A 4,995-nucleotide genomic window follows, 5' to 3' on the forward strand; every position below is an offset into this window, starting at 1 on the left:
ACTCTTAGAATTTTTATCATCTTTTTTATTCCAAAGAGGGAAATAATAATCACATAATTCCCATTTAGGATATTCTATGGGTAACATACGCCACTGGCAACCACTTTTTAAAATGTACAAAATTCCACAAAAAATATCATATAGATCAACTCTTCGTGGACGTGTTTTTTTGCGTGTAGACTCAAGTATTAGATGGATTTTGCTAAATTGTTTACGAGAAATATCGCTTGGATAAGAGCGGTTCATAACTACCTCCAAAGGTTTTATGAAAACTATCATTATACCTTAATGAAAAGATTTTAAACAGGCTCTAAGAGAATGGTTTAAAGAGTTTGAAAATTTAAATAAAAAAGCTAGCTTTTTTGTTGCTGCTCGATAATTTGACTGACAAGTTTTAAACCCTGATTAGTGAGATAAACCCTATTGCCTTCTGCTTTCTTAATAAAATTAGCCTGAGCTAAGTCGCGTGCGATAACTTGTGCGCCTTTGGTATTTTGCCCAATGGCTTTAGCTACCTCTAAGCAATCAATTTGCCCATAAGGAGTTCCTGATTGCATGGCTAATTCATAGAGCTTAAGCACAAAGATCTCATCTTTTGTCATGGCTTTTTGTGTCATATGGTTCTCATTTTTTTTAAACGTGGGCCTTGAGGACTATCTTCTATACAATACCCTCGTGTCTGAATTTTATCACGGTAGTTATCGGCTAATTTCCAGTTTTTCTCTCTGCGCGCGTGTTGTCTTAAACGTAGAGCCTCTTGTAGATCCTCTGGTATGCATTCTTCTTCTACAAAGATACATCCCAGTACAGTATCGATTTTTTGTAGGAAGGTAAATATTTTTTTCGCTTCACTTAAAGAGACCCTCTTTTCATCACAAACGGTGTTCACTTGACGAATCAATTCAAACACAGCAGCTAGGGCTGCAGAAATATTTAAATCATCTGCAAGATGGATATAAAACATCTCTTCTGCTGTTTTCAAAATTTCTATAGTAGACTCTACTTTTAGATCCATCTCCAATGTCTTCAGTCGTGCAATGAAATCATCTATTCTCTGCAGAGAAGCACGCGCTGCTTCTAAAGCTCTAAAAGTAAAATTAAGCTGGGTGCGATAATGGGTTTGTAGTAAAAGATAACGAATATAACGCCCCTCATATCCTTTTGCAATAAGATCTCGCAAGGTATAGAAGTTACCTAAGCTTTTTGACATCTTCTTATGATCGATTAAAAGATGCTCTATATGCACCCAATATTTGACAAACCGTGAACAAGAAAATGCCTCTGATTGAGCAATCTCATTTTCATGATGAGGAAACATATTGTCTACTCCTCCAGCATGAATATCGATACTAGAGCCCAGTAATTTCATAGCCATAGCAGAGCATTCTATATGCCATCCTGGGCGTCCAGGGCCAAATGGACTATCCCAATAAATCCCCCGCTCTTTTTCTGGATCATAAGCTTTCCATAAAGCAAAATCTGCTATGTTTTCTTTTTCATATTCATCTTCTGACATCCGATTAGAAGCACCAGCTTCTAACTGATCTAGGCAAAGATGTGAAAGACGCCCATAGGAAGGAAACTTGGCAATGGAAAAATAAATGCTTTTGTCTACCCCTTGATAGGCTATTTTTAACTCGAGCAGCTTCTGAATAATCAAAATCATTTCTTCTATATACCCTGTAGCTCGAGGATAATATTCGACAGGTTCTATGTTAAGAGAATGAAGATCCTCGAAAAAAGCCTCTTCGTAAGGTCTTGTGTATTCATGCAAAGATACTTTTTGTACGATTGCTGCCTTAATCGTCTTATCATCAATATCCGTGATATTCATTGCTTGTATGACCTGATATCCTAAAAGCTTCAAACTTCTACGCAAGAGATCTTCTGCAACATAGGTACGAAAATTTCCAATATGTGCATAATGATAAATAGTGGGACCACATGTATACATGTGGATTGTTTTACCGTCTAAAGGTAGTACCTCTTCTTTTTTTCTACTTTCTGTATTATAAATCTTTAAATGCATCATTATTTGTTTTACTCAATTCATCTAATAAGCGATAATTCTTTTTTCCAGTGCCTGTTAAAGGTATTTGCGAAATCTTGCGCACTTCGGAAACCTTTACAATTTTTCCAAACCCTTCTTCTTTCAAAATAGTGTTAATTTCCTCTTTAGAAACAGAAAAAGTAGTAAATAGAATCAATTGAGGTTTTTCTGCTGCTACCTCTCGCATGCTAATTGCTAAACCAGCTCCCTCTTTTTCACCTGTTAACCACTGTTTATGATGCGCCACCTCTATTAGCTTATCTTCTATACCACCTAAGCCAATCATCTCACCGCCAATCTTAATCACTCTTTTTAGTCTACCAGATAAAATAAGCGATCCTTCAGGAGTAATATAGCCTAAATCACCCGAAGTATACCATATTTTTTCTTGAAAAACAATAAAAGGATTAGAGCTAGAATCAAGATATCCTTTAAACACGTTTAAACCTGAGATACAGATCTCCCCTTCTTGCCCTAATGGTTTAGGCTCTTTTGTGTTTACATCCAAAATACAGATTTCTGTATGCTTCAAGGGGAAACCAACTCCATTCGCACTTCTTCCTCGGAGATTACTTGTAACTAAAGGACTACATTCTGTGGCTCCATATCCTTCAATCAGCTGAGCTTTTGGTAAAAACCGCTTTACATAAGTAAACAGTTCATCAGGAGCTTTTTCTGCTCCTGATAAAATAAGATGCAAGGAGTCTAGTTCCTTGGGCTTTGCTACTCGAAAAAGCCCTTGAATAAAACTTGGTGAACAACAAAACGTCGTTGATTTCCAATAGGCTATATCCTGTGCCATCCCATAGCTATCCGTTGGATCAGGAGCATAACAGGTTTTAATTCCAGCTAAAATCGGCATCATTCCTGTAAGAGAAAATCCCATAGAGTGAAAGGGAGGTAATACCGCATAAAGACAAGATCCAAATTCTATAATATTAAGAGCAATACAATCCCTTTGATTAATCAGCAAATTCTCATGCGATAGAGCAACAGCTTTTGGAAAAGCCTCTGTTCCACTAGTAAATAAAATGACTGCGTTCTGGTCTTTTTTTATTTTATCTAAACCAAGATAGCCAACTAAAAATTCACTAGATAATACAGAACCCATTGCTGCTTTTAATTTAGTTACAATTCCTATCTTTTGTTTAATATCCTCTAAAAAGAGCATTCGATTTTCTTCTAATTTACCAAAGTCCACTTCATTTAAACGGTCTAAAAACCGATGAGAGGTCACAACAAATTGCAACTTAACAAGATCGACTGCATGATCTAAAGAGCGAGTTCCCATTGTCCAATTCAACATAACAGGGATCTTATTAGATAGCCAAATTGCAGAGATCACAAGATACGCGGCAACAGAAGAAGGCAAAAGAACCCCTATATATTCTCCTGAAAGAGAACGAAAATATGTACTAAGTGCTAAGGCAGAACGTTTAAAACTGGAATAGGAGAATACTCCTGCTATATGATCAGCACAAGCAACAAAGGAAGACATTCTATCCAAGCTACGCAACAAAACTTGTCCCACCGTTTTCCCTTCCGGAATCTCTATACTTGGACGTTTCTTCTTTTCCACCCAAGCCGCTGGCAATGGTGGCAATATGTTACTTTTATTTTTTTCTTTTTCAGGACCGGAAGCGCTTTGCAAAAGATCTTCAACAACTTGTAATTTTTCTGGATTTACTCCAATCACCGCATATTGTTCCTCCAAAAATACACATAAGCCTGCAATGTCCAACGAATCAAGACCTAGATCACGAGATAGATTCATTTCCCTTGTGATCTTGCCTTTAGGACGTCCTGATAGTCTGCTTAAATGGGCAAAAATCGTTTTTTGCACATCAGAGGTTACTATCTGATTTGCGATTAACTCGATGGAAACTTGCTGTTGCGTAATCTTTGGAATTTTTTTCTTCCAACGAGAATAAGAGATAAGCGTTAATGGTTCTGCTCCTGGTTTAGGATAGCGATTATACCATTCTTCTAAATACTTATTAAAATCTACACGTGTCGCATCCCAAGGAAAATCTAAAGAAGGCAGAGAAAATTCTACTTTTACATTGCGCTTGGGCATAAAGAAGAATCCACTTTTACATAAAAGTTTAGCACATCTTCTTAAGATTTGGCCAAAATTAGGAGATATTCCGGTTATCGCCCGAGAGAATTGACTTCCCCAAAGCCCTGTCGTTCGTACTAATACTATATTAAGATCTGGGCAGAGTTGAATTAAACGATGCACAAAAGAAGCTCCACCAATGATTTCAAAACCGGAAATTTTTAAGCGACCAGAGGGATAAATCATGAAATGATTTTTTCTCTTAAGACCTTTAACAATTTCTTGCATGCACTGGTCTACTTTTTTCCCACGCCACTTACTAGCCAATACATCCATTGTCGGCAAAGGAATAGCCTTAACTAGGTCCATAAACCAACGAAATCCTTTAAGGTAATAAAAATGCTCAACTACGAGGGGCCGAGGTCGGAATAAAGGCCATAGAAGACTCTCTACAATCACAGGATCTATTTCAGCAGGATGATTAGGCAAAAATAAAATCCCACCTGGTTTTTTAAAAGAATGGTTTTTGATGCTCTCCCGACCACAAACCTCAATGCGATAGCGCAAGCAGAGCAATTTGCGAATGATCCAACAAAAACCATTTAAAACCCAAGTAGTTAGCCTACTCTGCTTCATAAAAATCTCCTTGACCTAAGAACTTAAATAAAAAAATACACTTGCTTTGTTTTAAAATCAGCAATATTAATAAAAGAAGTGAAAAACAATCAACTTTATTGACAAAATATACAATAAAAAAAAGAAAATACAATTAGGATATTTTTTAATACTAGTCTTTTCAAGTTTGAAGTGCACAGAAGAATTAAAAAAAAGAATAGGCAGGCGATGAAAGAATCTCTATTGTGATTTTTAACAATCAAACACAAGT

The 4,995-nt window shown here is 36.5% G+C and carries 4 protein-coding genes; all 4 read right to left on the minus strand.

Annotated elements, in window-relative coordinates; all coding sequences use genetic code 11:
- Positions 1-246 (minus strand): transposase (locus RHOW815_RS06745; RefSeq protein ID WP_251368253.1); only part of this gene is annotated, 246 nt, incomplete at its 3' end.
- A gap of 107 nt (positions 247-353) precedes the next feature.
- A complete protein-coding gene (locus RHOW815_RS06750) occupies positions 354-617 on the minus strand; it encodes a hypothetical protein (protein WP_215217560.1) in 264 nt (87 codons plus the stop codon).
- Complete coding sequence (gene cysS, locus RHOW815_RS06755) at positions 614-2,029, minus strand: cysteine--tRNA ligase (protein WP_215217562.1); 1,416 nt, start codon at positions 2,027-2,029, stop codon at positions 614-616. The genes RHOW815_RS06750 and cysS overlap by 4 nt, the downstream gene beginning before the upstream one ends.
- Positions 2,010-4,745 carry an AMP-binding protein gene (locus RHOW815_RS06760; protein ID WP_215217561.1) on the minus strand — a complete coding sequence of 912 codons (2,736 nt, stop codon included), beginning with the start codon at positions 4,743-4,745 and terminating at the stop codon, positions 2,010-2,012. Before RHOW815_RS06760 ends, cysS begins: the two co-directional genes overlap by 20 nt.
- Positions 4,746-4,995 lie beyond the last annotated feature (250 nt).

The organism is Candidatus Rhabdochlamydia sp. W815 (assembly GCF_018642185.1).
Classification (GTDB): Bacteria; Chlamydiota; Chlamydiia; order Chlamydiales; family Rhabdochlamydiaceae; genus Rhabdochlamydia; species Rhabdochlamydia oedothoracis.

Excerpts from the sequence above, each read along its gene's own strand:
- RHOW815_RS06760 (WP_215217561.1), bottom strand. The coding sequence starts at position 4,745 with ATGAAGCAGAGTAGGCTAACTACTTGGGTTTTAAATGGTTTTTGTTGG.
- RHOW815_RS06750 (WP_215217560.1), bottom strand. The coding sequence starts at position 617 with ATGACACAAAAAGCCATGACAAAAGATGAGATCTTTGTGCTTAAGCTC.
- cysS (WP_215217562.1), bottom strand. The coding sequence starts at position 2,029 with ATGCATTTAAAGATTTATAATACAGAAAGTAGAAAAAAAGAAGAGGTA.